Raw genomic sequence first — 19121 nt, forward strand, 5'->3', positions numbered from 1 at the left:
ATGCTCGAGATGCGCCCCGACTGCGAGCGCTGCGGCACCGATCTTCCGGCCGAAGTCGCGGGTGCGTTCATCTGCTCGTTCGAATGCACGTTCTGCGCAAGTTGCGCCGATGCGCTGGACGAACGCTGCCCCAACTGCGGCGGTGAGCTGCTCGACCGGCCGACGCGCGCCAAACCGCTTCACGCGAAGTTTCCGCCGTCCACTGTTCGGCACCACAAAGCCGGGCTCAACACGGACGGATGACCTTCCCGCCGCGCATCCTCTCGATCGCCGGGTCCGACAGTTCGGGCGGCGCGGGCATCCAGGCCGACATCAAGACCGTCACCATGCTGGGCGGCTATGCGATGACCGCGATCACCGCGCTGACCGCGCAGGACAGCACCGGCGTCCACGCCATCGAACCGGTGTCCCCGGCGATGGTCGTGGCGCAGATCGATGCCTGCGTCGGCGACATCGGGGTCGATGCGATCAAGATCGGCATGCTGGGGTCGGCCGCGATCGCCATGGCGGTGATCGAGCGGCTGGACCGGCTGGCGGTGCCGGTGGTGTTCGATCCGGTGATGATTGCCACCAGCGGCGCGGCGCTGGCGGACGCCGACACTGTGACAGCGTTCGAACGCCTGATGCAGCTCGCCACGCTGACCACGCCCAACGTCGCCGAACTCGCCGCGCTGGGCGGGGCCGAGGCGATGGAGGCGCGCGGCATCGCATTCCTGGCCAAAGGCGGCGATGCGCCGGGCGACCGGATCGAGGACCGGCTTTACGTTCCGCACGAAGGCTGGCGCACGTTTGCCGCACAGCGCATAGACACGCGCCACACCCACGGCACCGGCTGCACGCTGTCGAGCGCGATTGCCTTCGGGCTGGCGCGCGGCTTCGCGTTGCCCGAAGCGGTCGACCGCGGGCGTGCGTTCGTGCGGTCGGCGTTGCGGGCCGCACCCGGCTTTGGCGCCGGACACGGCCCGATGGGCCACGCGCAAGCGCGCGGAACGGCGTGAGGTTGCGATCCCCCGCACGCTTCAACGCATTTCCTAATCCAGCGTCGTCTGCACCGCACCAGCCAGTGCCGGCGGCACTTGTTCGGTGAGCACGTCCACCGTCTCGCTCTTGCCGCCGACCGAGCGGGTCAGGCGATAAAACAGGTTGGCGTTGACCGGCTTTTTCGCCGCGAACAGGCGATCGACTGCGGCCCGATCGCCTTCCGAAAGTGACGACCACGCCACCTGGCCACGCATGTGAACGTGTCCGCCGGGGCTGCCTGCCCCGACGAACCCGCCCATCTGCTCGATTGTAACGTCGGACATCGCGGCACCTTCTTGAACAGGCCGTTGCAGGGGCGCCGCTTCGTGTCCGCCGCTACAGGCCGACAGAAGTCCAAGCGCTATCGACGGCGGTATGGATCGAAGCATCATTGGGATACATGCTCGTGGCAAGCGACCGCGTCCTTGCGGCGAATTGCGACATGGTCATGTTGGGACTGGGGCCGAAGCCGGTCAAGGCCTTGTACCAGACGTGCCCGGCCTTTTCCCAGCTGTGCCCGCCGATCTTCTTGGCTGCCCGGGTGAACGCCAGGTTGGGCACGCCGCTGGAATAGTGCGGATCGAGGTTGCCGATGCCGGGGTAATAGTGATCGGGCTGCGGCGCCAGCGCGTGCGTATCCTTGGGATTGGCCATGTTGCGCAGGCATGTGTACCCTTTCTGCTTGGACATCGGCCCCATGATGTCGGCCCCGATCAGCCAGTCGGCGGTCAGCACGGTCTGGCTCTTTTCCCACTGGCGGAACATCGAGCCGAACACGTCGGACATGCTTTCATTCAATCCGCCGGCCTCACCGCTGTAGTTGAGCGCCAGGCTGTGCTGGGTGACGCCGTGGGTCAGTTCGTGGCCGATCACATCATCGCCCAGCGTGAAATCGACGAACACCTGCCCGTCGCCATCGCCATACGTCATCTGCGTGCCGTTCCAGAACGCGTTGTTGTACTTCACGCCGTAGTGGACCGACGAGATCAGCGTCATGTGATGCCCGTCGATCGAGTCGCGCTTGAAAACGTTCCAGTAGAACTTCGCGACCGATTCTTCCTCGACGTAGGCGCGCTTGATCGTGGCGTCGGCCGATGTGCCGGGGTTTGCCACCGGCGTGCCGGGCAATGTCGTGCCGGTATGGCAATCGAACACCTGGCCGGCGGGAAGGCGGTGCGGGCGGGGGATTGGGATCGGCGGAATCGGAAACGGCAGGCTGATCGTGGACAGCGTCAGCGCCGCGTTCTGGTCGCGCACCGCGCGCGTCTTCTGGCTGATCTCCACCGAGTGATGGAAGCTCTGGCGAAGTTCGGCGGACAGATCGGGATCCGCAGCGAAGCGCTTGAGCACATCGTCCGGGATGATGAAGCAAGTGCAGGTCATGGAAGGTCCCCTCCGGGAGCATCAATTTGACATGGATCAAGAACAGACCTTGAAAGGTTCATGTTCCGGTTGCGAATGCGACCCACTTTCCGGATCAGACTGTCAAGTCAAAACCGGTATCTTTTGGTTAACGCGGCCTTAATGGTATTGTCTATTGCTTGATGATTACACCGATTCTTTGGGAGTCAATTGTACGTATTCGACACGCCAATTGTGCGCCGCATCACGGCGGGCAGAATTTCCCAACGATTGCAATATGTCTTCAGACGATGCGGGTGCACACGACCGATCGCGGGCACGACCAGCCGTGCCGCACGCGCGATAAAAATTCACCAAATCCACCTCCCCAAAGAGACGTGGCGCATTCGGTCCGGTTTGAAAGCTATCTGGTGGCGGCGGCGCGAGCGTGCGAGTCGCGGTCGCGCTGCCCGGCTGCTGCCTCCGTCAGCAATCGAGGTCGTAGAACTCGACGATGCGATCCCAGGCCTGTTCGGCGGTTTCGACCAAGGTGAACAGGTTCACGTCCTCGGCGTTGATCACGCCTTCCTCGGCCAGCGCGGTGAAGTTGACCACGCGCGACCAGAAATCGCCGCCGAACAACAGGATCGGAATCGGCTTCATCTTGCCGGTCTGGATCAGCGTGAGCAGCTCGAAGAATTCGTCGAACGTGCCGAACCCGCCGGGGAACACCGCCACCGCGCGCGCGCGCAGCAGGAAGTGCATCTTGCGCAGCGCGAAATAGTGGAACTGGAACGACAGGTGCGGCGTGACGAAGCTGTTCGGCGCCTGTTCGTGCGGCAACACGATGTTGAGCCCGATCGATTCGGCGCCCGCCTCGGCCGCACCGCGATTGGCGGCTTCCATGATCGAAGGCCCGCCGCCCGAACACACCACGAACTGGCGCATGTCGTTTTCGACCACGGCGCACTCGCTGGCGATCGTCGCCAGCTTGCGCGCTTCCTCGTAATATTTCGACTTGGCGACCAGCCGCTCGACTACCGCCTTGCGCTCGGGCGTGGTCGCAGTCGCCAGCGCCGCCTCGACCTGCTCGGGCGCGGGGATGCGCGCGGAACCGTACATCACCAGCGTCGATCCGATATGCGCTTCATCGAGCAGCATCTCGGGTTTCATCAATTCCAGCTGGAACCGCACCGGGCGCAGTTCCTCGCGCAGCAGGAATTCGGTGTCGCGAAACGCTAGGCGGTACGCCGGATCCTGCTGCTGCGGCGTGGTTCGGGCGTGCGCCTCGACAAAGCCGGCTTCCTGCTCGGCCTTGTAGAACTTGCGGCGCGTGAGTTCCTTGTCGGTCATTCGGGCTCGGTCATCTGGAAAAATTCATCCGCTCGGCAAGTGTAAGATAACGCCTCGTCGAACTTTCGTTCCCATGGCCGGTGGATGGTGTCAATTCAGTCAGGCCGACCATCAACAACCATAGCGGTCTTCAAAAATACATAAAATACAAAAACATGCATTTACGCATGAGTATTGTCGCGTCGATAGTATGTGTAACAATTTAACCACCTTTTATAGCTATCAATCGAAGATCAAAATAAATTGATCGTCGCCATAACGGGGGAGGCGAACCAACGGAGACTTAAGATGACCGAGCGTAAGTTACTGATATTGGCAACTTTTGCCTCATCGCTGTGCCTCAGCGGGGTCGCTCAAGCTGCTGCGACCCGCTCTGCCGATCACCTGCCCGCGCTGGCTGCCCCGGCCAAGATTGCGACCGACCATGACAAGGACGAACACGGTCGCGGCCACGACAACGGCCATGGCGACGAACACGGGCACGACCACGATCATGACAACGATCACGGCCATGGCCATGGTCACCACGACAGCCCCGGCGGCTGAACGGCTGGCATGCGCCGGACTGCCCCGGATCATGCCACACTTCCTCTAGATCAATCGTACCAACGGGCACTGCAAGGGCGACCTTGCGGTGCCCGATCACGTTCGGCACGGCATCGGCGCCATCTTGCAGAAGGTTGTTTGGCGACCGTGCGAATTGTTCGAAAAAAATGCGACCGTGACCGCGGTCACGCGCAAGCGGCGCGGATCGGGCCCACTCCTGTGGCTGTCGAGGGGATGCCTCGGCAGACCAAATCCAGGAGAAAACCCATGACCAAGCTCTCATTCGCCCGCCCCGCCCTGATCATCGCCACCGCCATGATCGCCAGCATCAGCGTACCGGTCGCCGCACAAAGCGCCGACGCGGTCGAGCACACCCAGGTCCAGGTCAAGTTCGACGGCGTCGATGTTTCCTCGGACGCCGGTGTCGCCACCTTGCGCGGCAAGATCCGCCGCGCTGCGGAACAGGCCTGCCGCCCCGATGGCAACACCCCGCAGGAAATCCGGCTGAACAAGTCCTGCCTGCGGACCTCGATCGCCCAGGGTGACGCGCAGATCGACGCGATGCACCGCCAGGCGCTGGCCAACAACGGTGAAGCCCGCTCGCTTGCGGCCAATACGTCGCCCGCATCGCCCACCACGCGCTGACCCATGGGCGCGCTGACGGAACGCGCGCCACCTGCCAGCAGCAAGGGCGGGAAAGCCCATCGGCCACCACCGATGCGGACTTTCCCGCCCGCTGCCGTCACGGCACCAGGCCAGTCCTGCCCGGTCGCAGGGCAACCTTGAACCACGCGCAAGGGTTTGAATGATGTCCGCAATTCCTGCATACCTACCGGCCATGAACCACAGCGGGCAGGTCCCCACGCTTGCGAAGATTGTCACGGCCGCGCGGGCCGGCAGCCTCGATCACGCGTCTGCGCTGTTCCGTGCCGGTGGGTATGACCGCGCGATGGACGATCCCGCCGCGCTGGCGGTGGCCGGCCGGCTGGCCAAGGATCGCGCCCTGCGCGCCCCGCCTGCCGATCGCGCGGCGCTGATGCATCAGGCGGCGCAGGCTTATGCCCGTGCCTTCGCGATCGACCCGCAGCCTTACACCCGGATCAACGAAGCGACGCTGACGCTGCTGGCGGGCGACGGCGCGCGGGGTCAGGCGCTCGCGCGCGACCTGCTCGACTGGCTCGACAGCGGCGTACCGTTTGCCGAAACCCCCTACTGGCTGGCCGCCACCCGCGCCGAAGCCCACCTGCTGCTGGACGATCGCCCGCAAGCCGAAGCGAACCTGGCGCGCGCCGTGGCGCTTGCGGCCGACAGCCGGGAAGACCAGGCCACGACCGTGCGCCAGCTGTGCCTGATCCTGACGCAGGCCGGCGCGGACAGCGCATGGCTCGATCCCTACCGCCCCCCGCGCGCGCTCAACTACGCCGGGCATCTCGGCGTGGCCGAGGCGCAGATCGCGTCGCTGGCCGGGCGCGTGCGCGATGTGCTGGTGGACCATGCGATCGGCGCGGGGTTCGGCGCGCTGGCAGCGGGCGCCGACCTCGTCATCGCCGGGGCGCTGCTCGACCATGGCGCCGAACTGCACGTGGTGCTGCCCACCGCGCCCGCCACGTTCATCGAACAATCGGTCGCGCCTTACGGCCCGCACTGGCTCGCCCAGTTCGAGCGCGCCAGCGCCGAAGCCGCCAGTCTGCGCTGGGTCTCCAGCGTTTCAGGCGCGTACGAGCCGCTCGCCACCAATCTGTCCGCCGATGTCGCGATGGGGGCGTCGGTGCTCCACGCGCGGCGCATGGCGAGCGAGGCGGTGCAGCTGCTGGTGATCGACGACGGCGATGGGCCGTATGGCCGGGGCCGCGACACCGCCTATCTCGGCGAACGCTGGCGCGGCGGCCCGCCCCCCGACCCCATGCGCCATGATCGCCATCGCCAGCAGGTGTGCCTGGTCGCTCCGCGCAGCGCGGCGGTCGCGCCCTCGGGCGCCAAGCCGCCCGAGGGCCGCGCCGACCGCTGCCTCACCGCGATGCTGCACATCGCCTTCGAAGGGCTCGACCAGTTGGACGATGCCGGCTTTGCCCAAGCGCTAGACACGGTGATCGCGCCGTTCCGCGAGGCTGCCGACCGCATCCTGCCCCGGCCCGACGTGGTGCTGCCCAGCGGCAATGCGCGGATCGTCGCGTTCTTCGACCCCGATGCGGCATGGCAGTACGCCGCCGCCCTGCTCGCGCTGCCCGAAGCGGCGGGGCTGGTGCGGATCGCGGGCCATTACGGACTGGCGCACTGGCTGGGCGAGCCGCGCGCGCTGGTCGGCACCAGCGTATCCGCGCTGGCCGCGCTGGCCCCGGCGGCGCTGCCCGGCGTGGTCACCGCGACCGAGACACTGGCATCCGCGATCTTCGTCAACCAGGCCGATGCCGTCCATGCCGAGGAAATCGGCGAATGGCGCGGCGACCGGCTGTTTGCGCTGACGCCCGATGTCGGCACCCTGGCCGGGCAAGACGCCGAAGCGTCATGTCAGTAGATGAGATCTTCCAGCCGGTGCGGGGCGACCACCACCAAGGCCTCGCCGTCGCGGCGGATGATCCCGCGCTTTTCAAGGCCGCTGATCGTGCGCGAAACGGTTTCGCGGGTGCTGCCCACGGTGAGCGCCAGCCGGGCGAGCACCGGTGCCGGGGCGATCGTCATGGCGGAACCGGCCTTCGCCTGTCGCAGCAGTTCGGCGCAGATGCGCCCTTTGACCGAGAGTGTCGCACCCTCGGCCAGCCGCCGCTGCGCCGCATCGAGCCGCGCGACGAGGATGCGCGAGACCGCCAGCGCGACGCACGAATAGTTGCTCATCAGCCCCAGGAAATCGGGATTGGCGAACGCGCCCACGCGCGACAGGCGGACGGCGGTGACATCGTGCGCGGAGATCGCCTCGCCGAACAGCCCGCGCTCGCCGAACAGGTCGCCGTCGCGATAGTCCTCGATCACGCTCATCCGGCCTTCGAGGGCGAACGCCATCATCCGCGCGTGCCCCTCGATCACGAGGTAGACGTGCGCGGACGGGTCTTCGCTGTGGACGATGGCGGCGCGCGGCGGATGGTCGCGGATATGCGCCTTGTGGCCGATCAGTTCGGCCAGATCGTCGGTGCAGGCGAACGTGCGCGCCATGATCGCCTGGTCGGTGGGCGCCGGGGCCGTCGCTGCGGGCTGGATCATCGCCGGTTTCTCCGGGCCTTGCGCGCTGCGGCGCGGGCCTTGCGGGGCTGGCGTACCGCCGGCGCCGGCGCGCTGCAAGCGGGCGTGCTGCTGGCCATGCCAGTGAGCGCCGCCGCCGCGCCGCCGCGTCCGATCGTGGCGCCCCCGGTGGGCGGTTCCTATGGCGTCGATGCCGTCCGCGTGCGCCCGGTGCCGCAATCGACCACGCTGACGGGTGAGGTTTCGGGCTGGTCGAACGACGATGCCTTTGTCGCGGCGGCGGACAGCGACCAGCGGCGGCTGGTGATCTGGGACGTGACCAGTGGCCACCTCGTCAACCAGATCGCGCTTCCCCGCCCCACGGAGAGCCTGGCGGTCGGCTACGAGCGGCTGACGTTCCTGCCCGACGGCCTGCACATCCGCATCGAAGGCACCGCCGGGCTGGCGGAACGGCGCTTTGCGATCATGGTCGACATCGCCAAATCGCGGGCCACGATGGAAGACGCCGCGCCCGCTGCGCTGCCGGCAGGCGCTCAGGCAACCGACCTTTCCACGCCGCGCGCACATCATTCGGCACGGTGGTTCGCCAATGACCCGGGTGAACGCGCAGGCGGCCCCGCCGCGCCCTATATCACCGACCGGCCACCCTCTGCGGCCCCGGGCAAGGTGCTGGTCCGGCTGACGAGCAAGCCGCGCACCGGCCTGCTGTCGTCCGCGCTGTCGCCCGATGGCCACACGTTTGCGATGATAGGCGATGTCCGGCCTGCGCCCGATCCCGCGCGACCGGACCGCGCCACGGTGCGGATCGTGTTCTTCGATCTGCTGGCCGAGCGGTTCGCCGGATCGGCGACGATCGCATCGGCCAACGCCCAGAATTACAACCGCGTCGCCTGGATCGACGCCGGCCACGTGCTGCTGTCGCGCGACAGCCTGACACTCACGCGCGCCAGCATGAACACCGCCGACGATGCTGCCGATGACAACCTGCCCCCCGAACTGGTGATCGACGTGGCGACCGGAAAGCTTGCGGCACCGCCGCTGGCGCCGCACTGCAGCGTGGTGCCGCTCGGCAACATGGTGTTCGTCGGCGCGACCCCGGCCGATTGCGGCAGCGGCGCGGACAAGCCCGGCGGGCTCGAACGGTTCGATCCGGCCAGCGGCTGGCGGCCGTTCGCGACGGCAGTGCCCAAGGACGGCGTGGCGCGCATCGTCGTCTCACCCGATGCGATGCGGATCGGCGTGGTCACCGGGCTGGGGCACCTGCACCAGACCGTGCTGGTGCTCGATGCCGCGAGCGGTGCGATCCTGGCGAGCCACCCGTTTCCCGCGATCGCACTGGCCGCCGACGTCGCCTTTGCCGACCGGGCCGACCGGCTGGTGATCGCGGTGGGCGGCAAGCTGTTCCGCTGGGAGCCGGCCAAGGGGCCGCCGGTTCCTATGACGGGAGCCGGAGCGGCCGGCACGGCCGCGCCCGAAGTTGGAGAGGGCGAGGGGTTGTTCGATGCCATCGCGGGGGCTTTCGCGATCGCCGCCGTGGGCGATACGCTGTATCAGTTCGACGGCACGTCGGCGACGCATCGCTTCAGTCTGGCCACCGGCGCGCCGCAGCCCGATCTGCGCACCGGGCTGATCAACGGCCTCGGGCGGCTGGGATCGACCGGGCTGGTGTGGACGACCGACGGGCAGGAGATCAAGACGTGGTCGCCGCAGTCGGGCGAGATCGTGCTGCGCACCTTCCTGTTCGACGGCGATCACTTCCTCGCCACCACGCAGGAAGGCCGCTACGATACCGATCTCGGCCCCGATACCGACGAGTTCCGCTGGCTGGTATCCGATCACCCGCTGAGGCCGCTGCCCGCGCAGACGTTCATGCGGCTGTACTACGAGCCCCGGCTGTCGTCGCGCGTCATCGCCTGCACCGTCGCGCAAAGCTGCGACAGCGCCTTCGCCCCGATCGCAGGGATCGAAACGATCAACCGCGTGCTGCCCGAGATCGCCGCGCTGACGGTGACGCAAGGCCCCGCGCCAGGCATCGCGCACGTTGCCGTTACCGCGCGGCCGGTGGCGGAAGCAGGGCAGTCCTCCGGCCTTTACGACCTGCGGCTGTTCCTCAACGGGCGGATGGTCGCGCAAGGGCCCGCTGGTGCCGATCCGGCGAGCGGCTCGATCGAGGACTGGCGGCGGATCAATGCGCTGCCGCTGGGGCCTGACGGGCTGGCGCACGCCAGCTTCGACGTGCCGGTGCCGCTGCTGCCGCCTGCCACGCAGCGCTTTTCCGCCTATGTGTTCAACGCCGATCGGGTGAAGAGCGACACCGTCAGCGCGCCGGTGCCGGTCAGGGACATCCCGCCGCGCCAGCGCCACGCCTACGTCATCGCGGTGGGCATCGACAATTACGACGAGGCGCGGTTCCGCCTGAATTTCGCGGTGTCCGACGCGCGGTTGCTGGCCGAACGGCTGGGCGGCATCCGCGGCGGCTACGAAGTCGATCCGCTGGTCATGGCCGGCACGCCCGCCACGTCTGGCGGCGGTGCGGGCAAACGCGTGCGCGTGACGCGCGAGGCGCTGGGGCTGGTGTTCGGGCTGCTCGCGGGCAAGGACGTGGACAAGGCGCGCGTCCGGCTGGCGGCGCTGGGCTTCGATGCCGCGCACATCGCGCCGGTCGGCCCCGACGACCTCGTCATCGTCACGTGGTCAGGCCACGGCTGGACCAGCGCGGATGCACAGTTCTACCTCGTGCCGAGCGAGGGCAACTGGCCGTCGGGCGCCGCGCTGCCCGACGCCGGCACGCTCATTTCGGCCGACGATCTTACCCGCTGGCTGACCCCGATCAACGCGCGCGAGATCGCCATGGTGATCGATGCCTGCCATTCGGCGGCGAGCGTCGAGGCGCCGGGGTTCAAGCCCGGCCCGATGGGCGATCGCGGGCTGGGGCAGCTGGCGTATGACAAGGGCATTCGCATCCTCGCCGCCAGCCAGGCGAGCGACGTGGCGCTGGAGGATGCGCGGCTCAAGCAGGGCCTGCTGACCTACACGCTGGCGCGGCAGGGGCTGAGCGACAGCGGCGGCGCGGCCGATCTCGACCACGACGGCATCATCACGCTCGACGAATGGCTCGAATATGCGGTGGCGGCGCTGCCGGTGCTGAGCGAGCAGGTCGCGCGCGGGCAGGTTCCGGGCGGCGAAGTGATCACGCGCAGCCTGTTCATCACCGGCGTCAAACCCCCACCGCTGCGCCCGCAAGTGCCATCGCTGTTCGATTTCAACGCCAACCCCAGCGGCGTCGTGCTCAAGGTGGTGGCGCCATGATCCGCGCCCGCCTCCTTGCCGCCGGGCTGGCACTGGCAACGCTGGCCTGCGCAGCGCCCGCACACGCCGAGGTGCGCGCGGTGTTCGTGGGCATCGACACCTACAAGTATTCCGCAGTCCAGGAACCGGGCGACGAATTCAGCAACCTGCAGGGCGCGGTCAACGACGCGGTGCGGATGAAGGCCACGCTCAACAAGGCGTACCAGTACGGCTTCGAGGATGCCCCGAGCGGCACCTGCCCGCCAGCCGGCGTCCCGCAGCAGCGCGCCATCACGCTGCTCAACCAGTGCGCCACGCGCCACGCGATCCTCTCGGCGATCGCGCTGCAGACCAAAGCGGCACACGCCGGTGATACCCTGATCCTGTACCTTGCCGGGCACGGCGGGCGGCTGCTCGACATGGATTCGGACCAGCCCGGCTCGCAGCCATCGGGGCGCAACAGCACGTTCCTGCCCTACGATGCGCGCAATCCCGGCGACGTGGCGCAAGCCGACATCCTCGACATCGAGCTGGGCGACCTGATCGACGCGGCGCTGGCACGCGGGATCGACATCGTCACCATCGAGGATTCGTGCAATTCGGGTACCGGCACGCGCGATCTGGGACCGGACGAGCGCAACCGCTCGGCCCCCGACGTTCGCGGTCACCACGATGTGCAGCTGGCCGATCGTGGATCGTTGCCGGGTCCCGCAGTGGTGCGCGGCCGGGCGGTGGCGCTGGCCGCGTCGGAGGACGACGAGGAATCGCTCGAAGGGCCTTACGACGAGCGGAACCGCGTGGGCGGGGTGTTCACCACCGCGCTGGTGGCGGCGATCGCACAGCAGCCGGGCGGCACGTTCATCGACTTGATGACCGCAGTGCGCAACCAGGTGACGCTGGGCGGGCATCCGGACCAGCATCCGCAGGCGGAAGGCGAGATGAGCGCGGGCCTTACGCCGGCCGGACTGGGCACGCCCGCCGGCACCGCGCACGTGATCGACGCGACGTCGGACGGCACCGGGCTGACCCTGCCGACCGATGGCGCGGCCTCCGGGATGACTGCCGGATCGCAACTGGCGCTTTATGCCACGGCGCGCGCGGCGCTCGACCCCGCCGCCATGCCGCTGGCGACGGCCACGATCCGCACGGTCCAACCCTACCGCTCGGTGCTGGCGCTCGATGCCCAGCCCGCGCGACCGCTGCCGCCGCAACTGTACGCGCGCGAGACGCAGCATGTGTTCACCCGGCCGCAGATCGCGCTGAGGCTCGATGGGCGGCTGGAAACCCTTGCCGCCGCGGCCGACCGCGCGCGGATCGAGAAGGTCCTGAGCCAAGGCGGGCTCGCGCGGATCGGCGAGCCGGCACAAGTCGTGCTGGCGGTGCAGCCGTCGGATGGCGTCGCCAGCCTGCTCGATCGCACCGGCGGGCTGGTTGCGCCGCTGGGCCGGACCACCGCGCCCGATTTCGCGACACGGCTGGGCGCGGCGCTGGCGAAGCTGGCGCGGGTGGACGACCTCATCACCCGGCCGACAGGCCGCCCCGGCACGATCGCGCTGTGCCTGTCGCAACACGATATCGACCCGGCCGACTGCAGCCCGGCGAAACAACAGGCCAGCACCCGCGTGACGCTCGCGCCTTCCACCCCGGCGCATCTGGTGCTGGTGAACCTCGACACCGTGCCGCATTTTCTTGCGGTGCTGGCGATCGGTGCGGACAATTCCATCCGGGTGGTGGTTCCCCGGCGCGGCGGCCACGATATCGCGCTGGCGCAGAACAACCCGCTGGCGCAGACGATCCGGCTGGGTGCCGGGGGCACCGGCTGCCGCTATCTCGCGATCGCGAGCGACCACCCGCTGGACACTGCCGCACTGGTCCAGGACGGCACCCTACCCGGCGCCGACCCGGCAGCGTGCGGCGGCTCGGTCGAGCGCGGCGCCTCGCTGCGGGCCACCGGCGCGGCCGACGCCGCAACCCCCTCGGCGGCAGGGGATTTCTGGGCCATGATCGCGGTCGATGTCCGGGTCGCCACCACGAAAGGGCAGCAACGATGAACCGACCCCTGTTTCGTGGCATCCTGTCTCGCAGCGTCCTGTTGCTGGCGTCGGCCTTCGTGCTGGTCGCCGCGCAGGACGTGCCAGCGTCCCCGCCCGTGCCGCAGCCCGCCGACGATGCCTTGGCCACGCCGCCCTACATCGAGGACCAGGTCGGCCCGGAACCGCCAAGGGAACCCGCACCACCGATCGAACAGGCTGACCCTGCTGACACGCCGGACCAGCCGTCGTCCGATGCCGAGGCCCAGATCGGCGATACCCCACCGCTCCACCCACGGCCGCTTGTTCACCGCGTCGTCGGCGGACGGCGCGCGCCGTATCACAGCACGCCGTGGCAAGTGCAGCTGTTCGGCACCGCCGGCTATTCCCCGAAAGAAATCGCCGACGACGCGGCGCTGCCGGTCGCCAACGTCAACAAGATGTTCCTCGACAAGCGGGACGACTGGGATCGCGAACACCGCTGCGGCGGCGCGCTGCTGTCCGACGGCTGGGTGCTGACAGCCGCGCATTGCCTGTACTACAAGGGCGCAGACGGCCACATGATCGCCGACGACTTCTGGATAACGATCCGCCAGGCGCGACTGGGCACGCAGGATCTCACTTACGGCGGCGAAATCCGCGAAATCCGCTATGCCGTAATCCACAGCGGCTATGCCGGATACGAAAGTTCCGACCACCGGAACGACATTGCCCTGCTGCGGCTGTCACCCCCGCCAAAGCCGGGTCCGCACGATCCGAACGTGTTCGAGGCAGCAATCGACCTGCCCCGGGCGGACTATGTGCCACCTGACAACGCCCCGCTTGCGGTCACCGGCTGGGGGCGCACCGTGGCGCAGGCCAGCACCGGGCTGGGCATCGGCAACCTTTCAGTCCGCGCGATGGCTACCGCCACCACGTACAATCCGATGTCGTCGCTGCTCAAGAAGCTGTTGCTGAATTCGGTTCCGCTCGAGCAATGTGCACAGACGATGGGTTACGACCGGGCGAAGCTCGACACATCGATCTGCGCCATCGCCCAGCCCGACAAGCACGGCAATCTGCAGGACCAGTGCGGGGGCGACAGCGGCGGACCGCTCACCCGCACCAGGGGAACGGGCAAGGTCAAGCACTATGAACTGGTCGGGCTGGTGTCGTGGGGCCGGGGCTGCGCCCAGCGCAACCCGGCCGGAGTGCCCTATCCCGGCGTGTTCACCGCGGTGGCGCCCTATGTCGGCTGGATCGCCCAGGCACAGGCCTGGGCCGACAAGCAGGGCACCGCGATCGACAGCCACGTGAAATCCTTCCCCGAACCGCAAGCCATTGGAGCGCGCCATCGCTGAGCCCCTGCCTCCTTCCGCCGTTCCGTCTGCGCCCCCTGCTCCGCCCGACGCGCCGCAGCGCTCGGTGTTCGTCAGCTATGCGCGCGCCGACCGGCCGCGCGTGCAGCGCCTGATCGAAGCGATCGAGGGTGCGGGCATCGAAGTGTGGTGGGACGGGCTGATCGAGGGTGGCGAGGCGTTCGCCAGGACGATCGAGGCGCGGCTCGACAGCGTCGATGCGGTGCTGGCGGTGTGGTCCGCCGCGTCGATCGGATCGGACTGGGTGCGCGACGAAGCCGCGCATGGCCGCGATCGCCAGCGGTTCGTGGCGGTGGCGCTCGACGGCAGCATTCCGCCGCTGGGCTTTCGCCAGTACCACGCGGTCAACCTGGCCGGCTGGAACGGGCAGGCCGACGCGGCGGAACTGGCGGCGGTGCTGCGCGCGATCGACCTGGCCGCGCAAGGGCAGCGACCGGCAGGATCAGCAGGGAGCAACGCGGCCGGATCGGGCGCGCGCAAGCCCGTGCTGGTCTCGCGCCGCGCGGCGCTGGTCGGTGGCGGCGCGGCGGTGGTGGCGCTGGGCGGCGGGCTGGCGGCATGGCATCCGTGGTCGGGCACCGCGCTGGCCGACAGCATTGCGGTGCTGCCGTTCCGCAACCTCAGCGGCGATCCGCAGCAGGGGTATTTCTCCGACGGGCTGGCCGAGGAAATCCGCGCCCGGCTGGCGAGCGATGCGCATCTCGCGGTCGCCGCCCCAACGTCGTCCAACTTGTTCCGCGACAGCGCAGAGGACGCGCGCGTGGTGGCGCGCAAGCTGGGCGTGACCTACCTGCTCGAAGGTGCGGTCCGCCGGGAGGGCGAGATGGTGCGGATCAACGCCTCGCTGATCGAAGGCGCACGCGGCCTGACCCACTGGTCGCAAAGCTTCGACCGCGCGCTCAAGGATGTGTTCGCAATCGAGAGCGAGGTTGCGGGCACGGTCGCCGACCAGTTGGCCAGCAGCATGGGCGCCCGGACATCCGGCGGCGAAACCCCGCCCGCCGAAGTCGGCGGCACGACCGACGTCGCCGCGCACGATCTCTACCTTCAGGCCAAGGCGCTCTACGATCTCGACAAGGACGGTGACACCTATCGCCAGGCCGAAGCGATGATCGAGCGCGCGATCACCGCCGATCCGGGCTATGCCAAGGCCTATCTGCTCCAGGCCAACATCCTCATCCTGATCCGCAACGGCTACGTCGCGAACATGGCGGAAGTATCGGCGCTGTTCGTGCGCGCGCTGGCAGCGGTGCGCAAGGCGTTGGAACTGGCCCCCAAACTGTCGGCGGCGCACGTTACGCTGGCTTATGAGATGCTGGCCTACCAGCTCGACTTCCGCGTTGCGATGCCCGGGTACGAGCAAGGCTATGCGCTCAACCGCAACGATCCCGAAATCGCGCTCTTTTACGCCAACTTCATGTACAAGGCGGGGCGGTTCGACGACGCGCAACCGGCGATCAAGCTGGCGCAGGAGCGCGACCCGCTCAACCCCGCCGTGTTCCGCATCCATGCGATGATGTGCAGCTTCATGCGGCAGTTCGATGCGGCCAGGGCGCTGTTCGAACAGTCGCTCGCGCTCAATCCCAAGATCATCCTCGCGCATGTCGGGCTGGGTGACCTGCACCTTGCTGGGGGACGTTTCGCCGACGCACGCGCCGAATACCTCAAAGAGCCCGAAAACGAATTCCGCGTTGCCGGGCTCGCTTCGGCGGCAGCGCGGATCGGTGACCGCGCGGGCAGCGACGCGGCGCTGGCGAAGCTGGTCCGCGAATTCGGCGACCCGGCGATGTTCCAGCAGGCGCAAGTCCACGCCCAGCGCGGCGAAATCGACGTGGCGCTGGCGAAGCTGGAACGCGCGTATGTCCTTAAAGACTCAGGCTTGCTTTTGGCGCTGGGGGACATCAAGCTGGACCCGCTGCGGCAGCGGCCCGAATTCGGGCGGTTGCTGGCCCGGATGGGGCTGTCTGCAGCAGCCCAAAGGGGGACAAGACCATGACCAGAACTGCCACGATTTCCGCCGCACTCCTTGCCGGTGCCGCATTGCTCGCACTCGGCGGCTGCAAGAAGACCGACGACACCGTTCCTGCGGCGACCGACACCGCGACCGAAGCGGCCGCCGCAATGGCCAGCGAATCCGCGATGGCGAGCGATGCTGCACCTGCTCCTGCCGCCAGCGAATCCGAAGGCGACAACCACGGCAGCAGCGGCGGCACGGGCAAGTAAAAGATAGCGCCGGGCGACAGCGTCCGGCGCGGTCTTCTACCCCGGCAGCACCAGCGGGCGCGCGTGGTAGGCGTGCGTCCAGCTGGCCAGATCCTCAGTCAGCAGTGCGGTCGCGCGGCGGGTGCGGGTGAGCAGCGTGTCGAAATCGGGCGGATCGCTGGCGATCGCGGCGTGCAGCGCGCCCAGTTGCACTTCCATCGCGTGGCCGCGTTCGGCCACGCCCGCAAAATCGCCCTGCATGCGGATGCCGTAGATCGCCGCACCCAGCGCCGGGAACGCCGCCGTGGCGATGGTGACGTACAGCGCGGCGGTGTGCGCGGATTCGCCGGGGATCTCGCCGCCCACCACGTGCAATGCCGCCTCGACCGCCAGAAACCCGATGCACACCAGCGCGGTGCCGACGAACAGGATCGACCCGGCGCGGTGCAGCCGGTGATCGAGCCGGTGCATCGTCTGCGCCTCGCGCCGGAAATAGCCGCGCTGATCGGCCACCATCGCCAGCAGTTCGGACCGCACCGAGCCGAGCCACGCGTCGTCGGCGGTGCGGTTGGGCAGCCCGATACGCCGCGCCAGCACGCACGCCTCCGCCTGCACGCCGCGCGATGTTCCTGCCCCGTGCGCGCGCAAATCCAGATTGCCGAGCCGGGTGGCGATGGCCAGGCAGCGCAGCCGTTCGGCCAACTGGCGCTGCTCGATCCAGCGGCGGTGCCAGCCCAGCCGGTTGCCGAAGTGGGTGATCGCCAGGATCGCACCGATCAAACCCAGCTCGGTGGCCAGCAGCAACGGCTTGAACGCGATCGGCAGCACCAGCCCGCTCAGCGAGACCAGCACCGCCATGGCGGCAAAGCCGAAGTTGGCGACGTAAGCGCCGCGAAACACCCCGGCCGCCTCGCTCGCCTGCCGGTCGGCGCGGATGAAGCGCGCGGCCAGCGCGTCATGGCGCAAGTCGGCATCGGCGCCGGCATTGCCGCTGCCTGACCCCTTGGCCCGCGTCACGCCCAGCAGTGCGGCGTACGGCAGCCCCAGCAACCGGGCGAGGCGCGGCCGCAACGGCGCTTCCTCCAGACCGGGCGCCCGGCCGTCGATCCCGGCGAGCGCGGCCAGCACCGGGCCCAGTTGGTCGATCGACGCACGCGCCACGGTATCGACGGTTTCCTCGCCCAGATCGTGCGCGTTGAGACCGCTCCACAGCAGCATTTCGGGCGCCAGCCCGCGCGGATCGAGGTGGATCACCGGAATATCCGCGCCCACCGCCTCGGCGATGATCTGCGATGTGCCGCCGCGCCCGCGCGCGGGGCCGCCGTCCCAGATGCCCACCATGACGTCGCACTGGGCCAGCACGACGCGGCCCGCACGTTCGTAAGCCAGCGTGTCCGCCTCCTCGCCCTCGCGGCTGCAGTTGAGCGCGAACACGCGGTGCGCGGCGGCCAGTTCGGCATCGAACCGATCGCGTGGTTCGCCGGCCGGGAAATCATCGGCATAGATCGCGGCGGGAAACGGCAGCACCGCCTCGAACCGCCAGCCCCGCGCCATCGCGCAGCGCGCGGCGATGCTGTCGGCGCCCTCGGCCAGGCATGTGACGATTTCGATCTGCGGATGCTCGCCCGATGCCGCATTGCACAGAGCATGCCCGATTGCATCGAACAGCGCCCCCACCCGCGCCTCGAGCACCGCCAGATCCACCCCGTCGAGCCGCGCCTGGCGATGGCCGGTCACGCCGATACGGATATGTCGCGAATGTCCCATACGGCTCCGTGCGTGATCGAGAAGTTCCGACCCTAGCGGAACTGCCCGACCCAGCGCGAGCGGGAAAGCGCGAAATTGGCAGGATGGCCGGACCCGACCTGGTTCGCATCCGGCAAAAGGGGCCGGGCGTCAGCCGCCGGCGGGCACGCTCAGAACCGAAAGGAGAACCGTGTTGGCGGTGCTGTCTTCCTGCCGATGAAGATATGCGTCAGCGCCAGCAACTCCTCCCGACTGAACCCCTGAACCGACAGCCGCGCGTACAGATCGTCACTCAACACGGCGGGATCTTCCAGTTCCAGGTCGTTTCGAATGATTTCGATATCGTCGAGCGTGCGGCAGGCGTTGAGATAGCTCAGTGAAGGCCGCTTGTTGAACATCCCGTCGTGAAGCCAGTACCGGATTTCCGCTTCATGCGGAAAAGCACATGCTGCGTTGCCCTCGCGCCGACGGCGGTTGAACTCGATGATTTCGGCGGGCCGGTAAAGCAGGTGGGCCCATGGCAAGTCGTGGAACGCTTCGCCCCAGTGCGGTCCGTAACGCGAATTCCACAGCGGCGCGGAAGCGGAATAGACGATGCCGCCGGGTCTACACACACGCGCCATTTCTCGGAACGCCGAGTAGATATTCTGGACATGCTCAAGCGTGGCGTAGGCGAACACCAGATCGAACCGGTCCGTTTCGAACGGAAGCTCCTCCACCGAAGCGCAGACGTATGATGTCGATGGATGACGATAATCGACGCCGATCTCGTCGAGCAAATCGACGCCAACGACGCTTGCCGCGCCCGAATCCACGAAAATCCTGCAGTCCTCACCGCGATTGCAACCCACAACCAGCACATTCAGGATGCTTAGAGGCGCGTGCGACATCGCGACGTTGACGTGAAACCCTTTGAAGTCGCCAGCCTTGCCCAGCTCGATGGCCCAGGCCATCCGATTGTCCCGCAAGGTTTCTTCTTGTTGCATGCTGCCCGGGGACAACGGCCGAGGCGCCAAAGATATCCCAGATGAATCCGCCCCGGCATGTCGCCGCGCACCCGGAC

The 19121-nt window shown here is 68.1% G+C and carries 16 protein-coding genes; 10 read left to right on the forward strand and 6 right to left on the reverse strand.

Annotation, left to right across the window (positions count from 1 at the left end; genetic code table 11):
- Positions 1–243, forward strand: a complete 243-nt coding sequence (locus tag NL2_RS01525) for a DUF1272 domain-containing protein (protein ID WP_068071009.1) — start codon at positions 1–3, stop codon at positions 241–243.
- The gene (thiD, locus tag NL2_RS01530; RefSeq protein WP_068071011.1) at positions 240–998 is read left to right on the forward strand and encodes a bifunctional hydroxymethylpyrimidine kinase/phosphomethylpyrimidine kinase; all 759 of its coding nucleotides are present in this window, start codon (positions 240–242) and stop codon (positions 996–998) included. Before NL2_RS01525 ends, thiD begins: the two co-directional genes overlap by 4 nt.
- 33 nt (positions 999–1031) lie before the next feature.
- On the opposite strand, the gene NL2_RS01535 is transcribed toward thiD, so the two are convergent.
- The 3 genes from NL2_RS01535 to NL2_RS01545 form a co-directional block, all read right to left on the reverse strand.
- Entirely contained in the window at positions 1032–1304 is a 273-nt protein-coding gene (locus tag NL2_RS01535; RefSeq protein ID WP_157082980.1) for a hypothetical protein, read from the reverse strand.
- 52 nt (positions 1305–1356) lie between these two features.
- Positions 1357–2403, reverse strand: coding sequence for a M4 family metallopeptidase (locus NL2_RS01540; RefSeq protein ID WP_068071015.1), 1047 nt, complete (start codon positions 2401–2403; stop codon positions 1357–1359).
- Between the two features lie 444 nt (positions 2404–2847).
- Positions 2848–3714 carry an LOG family protein gene (locus tag NL2_RS01545; RefSeq protein ID WP_068071017.1) on the reverse strand — a complete coding sequence of 289 codons (867 nt, stop codon included), beginning with the start codon at positions 3712–3714 and terminating at the stop codon, positions 2848–2850.
- 288 nt (positions 3715–4002) lie between these two features.
- Here NL2_RS01545 and NL2_RS20595 point away from each other — a divergent pair, with 288 nt between their 5' ends.
- From NL2_RS20595 to NL2_RS01560, 3 genes are all read left to right on the forward strand, one after another.
- Positions 4003–4260 (forward strand): hypothetical protein, encoded by a 258-nt coding sequence (locus tag NL2_RS20595; RefSeq protein ID WP_157082981.1) that lies wholly within the window; start codon positions 4003–4005, stop codon positions 4258–4260.
- Positions 4261–4527: 267 nt separating this feature from the next.
- Entirely contained in the window at positions 4528–4905 is a 378-nt protein-coding gene (locus NL2_RS21345) for a UrcA family protein (protein ID WP_068071021.1), read from the forward strand.
- A 193-nt stretch (positions 4906–5098) separates the two neighbouring features.
- A complete protein-coding gene (locus NL2_RS01560; protein WP_068071023.1) occupies positions 5099–6775 on the forward strand; it encodes a TRAFs-binding domain-containing protein in 1677 nt (558 codons plus the stop codon).
- Here NL2_RS01560 and NL2_RS21350 read toward each other — a convergent pair.
- On the reverse strand, positions 6769–7455 hold the full coding sequence (locus tag NL2_RS21350) for a Crp/Fnr family transcriptional regulator (RefSeq protein WP_169799449.1): 687 nt from the start codon (positions 7453–7455) through the stop codon (positions 6769–6771). The two genes, NL2_RS01560 and NL2_RS21350, sit on opposite strands and share 7 nt — an antisense overlap.
- A gap of 39 nt (positions 7456–7494) precedes the next feature.
- Between NL2_RS21350 and NL2_RS21355 the strand changes: the two genes are divergently transcribed.
- The 5 genes from NL2_RS21355 (at position 7495) to NL2_RS01590 (ending at position 16333) form a co-directional block, all read left to right on the forward strand.
- Positions 7495–10743, forward strand: coding sequence for a caspase family protein (locus NL2_RS21355; protein ID WP_169799450.1), 3249 nt, complete (start codon positions 7495–7497; stop codon positions 10741–10743).
- The gene (locus NL2_RS01575) at positions 10740–12773 is read left to right on the forward strand and encodes a caspase family protein (RefSeq protein ID WP_068071029.1); all 2034 of its coding nucleotides are present in this window, start codon (positions 10740–10742) and stop codon (positions 12771–12773) included. Before NL2_RS21355 ends, NL2_RS01575 begins: the two co-directional genes overlap by 4 nt.
- Positions 12770–14092 carry a S1 family serine peptidase gene (locus NL2_RS01580; protein ID WP_068071032.1) on the forward strand — a complete coding sequence of 441 codons (1323 nt, stop codon included), beginning with the start codon at positions 12770–12772 and terminating at the stop codon, positions 14090–14092. The genes NL2_RS01575 and NL2_RS01580 overlap by 4 nt, the downstream gene beginning before the upstream one ends.
- A 64-nt stretch (positions 14093–14156) precedes the next feature.
- Positions 14157–16106 carry a TIR domain-containing protein gene (locus NL2_RS01585; RefSeq protein ID WP_068071034.1) on the forward strand — a complete coding sequence of 650 codons (1950 nt, stop codon included), beginning with the start codon at positions 14157–14159 and terminating at the stop codon, positions 16104–16106.
- The gene (locus NL2_RS01590; RefSeq protein WP_157082983.1) at positions 16103–16333 is read left to right on the forward strand and encodes a hypothetical protein; all 231 of its coding nucleotides are present in this window, start codon (positions 16103–16105) and stop codon (positions 16331–16333) included. Before NL2_RS01585 ends, NL2_RS01590 begins: the two co-directional genes overlap by 4 nt.
- A gap of 36 nt (positions 16334–16369) precedes the next feature.
- On the opposite strand, the gene NL2_RS01595 is transcribed toward NL2_RS01590, so the two are convergent.
- Both NL2_RS01595 and NL2_RS01600 read right to left on the reverse strand, forming a co-directional pair.
- The gene (locus NL2_RS01595) at positions 16370–18079 is read right to left on the reverse strand and encodes a hypothetical protein (protein WP_068071038.1); all 1710 of its coding nucleotides are present in this window, start codon (positions 18077–18079) and stop codon (positions 16370–16372) included.
- 149 nt (positions 18080–18228) lie between these two features.
- Positions 18229–19011 carry a class I SAM-dependent methyltransferase gene (locus NL2_RS01600; RefSeq protein WP_169799451.1) on the reverse strand — a complete coding sequence of 261 codons (783 nt, stop codon included), beginning with the start codon at positions 19009–19011 and terminating at the stop codon, positions 18229–18231.
- Positions 19012–19121: the final 110 nt, after the last annotated feature.

The sequence above is a fragment of the Novosphingobium lentum NBRC 107847 genome (assembly GCF_001590965.1).
In the GTDB taxonomy this organism is placed as follows: domain Bacteria; phylum Pseudomonadota; class Alphaproteobacteria; order Sphingomonadales; family Sphingomonadaceae; genus Novosphingobium; species Novosphingobium lentum.

Coding starts and splice junctions, on each gene's coding strand:
- NL2_RS01545 (WP_068071017.1), bottom strand. CDS start 3,714: ATGACCGACAAGGAACTCACGCGCCGCAAGTTCTACAAGGCCGAGCAG.
- NL2_RS01580 (WP_068071032.1), top strand. CDS start 12,770: ATGAACCGACCCCTGTTTCGTGGCATCCTGTCTCGCAGCGTCCTGTTG.
- thiD (WP_068071011.1), top strand. CDS start 240: ATGACCTTCCCGCCGCGCATCCTCTCGATCGCCGGGTCCGACAGTTCG.
- NL2_RS01600 (WP_169799451.1), bottom strand. CDS start 19,011: ATGGCCTGGGCCATCGAGCTGGGCAAGGCTGGCGACTTCAAAGGGTTT.
- NL2_RS20595 (WP_157082981.1), top strand. CDS start 4,003: ATGACCGAGCGTAAGTTACTGATATTGGCAACTTTTGCCTCATCGCTG.
- NL2_RS01525 (WP_068071009.1), top strand. CDS start 1: ATGCTCGAGATGCGCCCCGACTGCGAGCGCTGCGGCACCGATCTTCCG.
- NL2_RS01590 (WP_157082983.1), top strand. CDS start 16,103: ATGACCAGAACTGCCACGATTTCCGCCGCACTCCTTGCCGGTGCCGCA.
- NL2_RS01540 (WP_068071015.1), bottom strand. CDS start 2,403: ATGACCTGCACTTGCTTCATCATCCCGGACGATGTGCTCAAGCGCTTC.
- NL2_RS01535 (WP_157082980.1), bottom strand. CDS start 1,304: ATGTCCGACGTTACAATCGAGCAGATGGGCGGGTTCGTCGGGGCAGGC.
- NL2_RS21350 (WP_169799449.1), bottom strand. CDS start 7,455: ATGATCCAGCCCGCAGCGACGGCCCCGGCGCCCACCGACCAGGCGATC.
- NL2_RS21345 (WP_068071021.1), top strand. CDS start 4,528: ATGACCAAGCTCTCATTCGCCCGCCCCGCCCTGATCATCGCCACCGCC.
- NL2_RS01595 (WP_068071038.1), bottom strand. CDS start 18,079: ATGGGACATTCGCGACATATCCGTATCGGCGTGACCGGCCATCGCCAG.
- NL2_RS01575 (WP_068071029.1), top strand. CDS start 10,740: ATGATCCGCGCCCGCCTCCTTGCCGCCGGGCTGGCACTGGCAACGCTG.
- NL2_RS01560 (WP_068071023.1), top strand. CDS start 5,099: ATGAACCACAGCGGGCAGGTCCCCACGCTTGCGAAGATTGTCACGGCC.